Below are 1,680 nucleotides of genomic sequence, written 5' to 3' on the forward strand. Positions count from 1 at the left end.
CGCAGGCGCTTCAGCCGCTCGCCCATCACCACGATCTCCTCGGACGAAGGCTCCGCCGCCTGAAGCTGAGGCGGAGCCTGGAGGAGGAAAAGGGCGAGGATCAGCATCAGAAGCGCACCGGAACGCCGATGAGGATGTGACTCATCGCGTTGTCGAGATGGCGGAAGTCGAGCCGCACGTCCACCCGGCGGCTGACCCGGTACTGGAAGCCCGCGCCGATCGTGAAGCTGCTCCCCCATTCGTGCACGTCGGCCACCTTGGCGGTGCCGCCCAGCCGATACTTATGCCCTCCATAGCCGAAGGTGCCGTAGGCGAGGAGCCGCGGGCGGAGAAGGTAGCCGACCTTCCCGGTGGCCCGGTAGCCGAAGCGGGGGTGCTGGGTGTAAGTGGTGCCGTCGGCGAAGCGGGCAACGGGGTTGTTTCCCCCGAGGCTCACGCCCGCTTCCAGCCCCAGCCGCACGCGTTCGGCGAGCGCGAAATCGAAGCCCGCGAATGCGCCCCCGCCTACGCCCCAGGCCCGATAGTAGCGCCCCTCGGTCCGGTTGGTGCCGAGATCGGTGACGTTCAGATAGAAGTGATGCTCATGGGCGCCGAGTTCAGACCCGGCATAGGCGCCGGTGAACGCTTCGGGCGCCGGCTCGCTTTGGGCCGCCGCCGCCGTGGCGCAGCTCAGGAGTGCGGCTGCAAACAGTGTCGTTACGTAGTTCATTTCCCTCCCCGATTCGCATTGCATGTGTTCTGAGGACATGCTGTAATGAGGGGAGTTATTGCTGTAAAACAGAAAGTACTTTGTGCAAGACAAATATTCGCTACGCCGAGGTCGGGCGCGTGCGGTGAGGGTCCTGGCGCTCGTCTTCCTTGCGCTCGCCGCCCATCGGACCGCGACGCTGGCGCTGCCGCTGGTGGCGCCGGCCTATATGGGGGTGATGTTCGAATATGAGGCGGGACGAGCCCAGCTGCGGCCGGATCCGTATGTGCTGCTCCCGGTTGCCGCGCGGACGCAGGTCGAACCCGACGCGGCAGCGCGAGCACGCTTCGAGAGCAGGCTGAACGATCGCGGAGTTCGGCTCCGATTGTTCCTGCTCGAGCTGGCGGGACGGCTTCCCGAGCTTGCGGTGATGTACTGCATCGGCATTGCGCTATGGCGCTCGTCACGCCCCGGCGTTGAGGCGGCGTTGAGCGGAGTTCCCTGGCTGCTCCGGGCAGCGATTGCGGGTCTCGTAATGGCGGTCGCCACCCCGGTTGCAGAGGCGGTCCGGACGGGCTTGTTGCTGTCCGGGGTGGCACCGACAGCAACCTTCGACATCAATATCGATCTCGACGAGATGCAGCGAAACCTGCTGTTCGCAGCCGCCGCCCTGGCGGCGACATGGACGATCTCAGCGGGCCTTCGCGCCCGCGCCGACCTGGCGGAGATCGTCTAGTGCCGATCGTCGTCAACCTCGACGTGATGCTGGCCAAGCGCAAGGTCCGCTCCAACGAGCTCGCGCGAGCGATCTCGATCACGGAATCGAACCTGTCCCTGCTGAAGTCGGGCCGGGTGAAGGGCGTGCGCTTCTCGACGCTGGCGGCGATCTGCCGCTACCTCGAATGCGAGCCCGGCGACATATTGGGCTATGAGCGATCGGACGCGGACCTGGGCGGCGAAGAGGACTAGTCTCTTCTCCCCGCCGATCAGGC

3 protein-coding genes are annotated in these 1,680 nt (G+C 65.9%); 2 read left to right on the plus strand and 1 reads right to left on the minus strand.

Going from position 1 to position 1,680, the window contains the following annotated elements; all coding sequences use genetic code 11:
* Nucleotides 1–106: 106 nt before the first annotated feature.
* Entirely contained in the window at nt 107–709 is a 603-nt protein-coding gene (locus tag VF662_RS07415; protein ID WP_464139436.1) for an outer membrane protein, read from the minus strand.
* A 124-nt stretch (nt 710–833) separates the two neighbouring features.
* Between VF662_RS07415 and VF662_RS07420 the strand changes: the two genes are divergently transcribed.
* A complete protein-coding gene (locus VF662_RS07420; protein WP_464139438.1) occupies nt 834–1,424 on the plus strand; it encodes a hypothetical protein in 591 nt (196 codons plus the stop codon).
* Nucleotides 1,424–1,657, plus strand: a complete 234-nt coding sequence (locus VF662_RS07425; protein WP_464139440.1) for a helix-turn-helix domain-containing protein — start codon at nt 1,424–1,426, stop codon at nt 1,655–1,657. Before VF662_RS07420 ends, VF662_RS07425 begins: the two co-directional genes overlap by 1 nt.
* The last annotated feature ends 23 nt before the right edge of the window (nt 1,658–1,680 follow it).

The organism is Allosphingosinicella sp. (genome assembly GCF_036387215.1).
In the GTDB taxonomy this organism is placed as follows: domain Bacteria; phylum Pseudomonadota; class Alphaproteobacteria; order Sphingomonadales; family Sphingomonadaceae; genus Allosphingosinicella.

Coding starts and splice junctions, on each gene's coding strand:
- VF662_RS07415 (WP_464139436.1), bottom strand. CDS start 709: ATGAACTACGTAACGACACTGTTTGCAGCCGCACTCCTGAGCTGCGCC.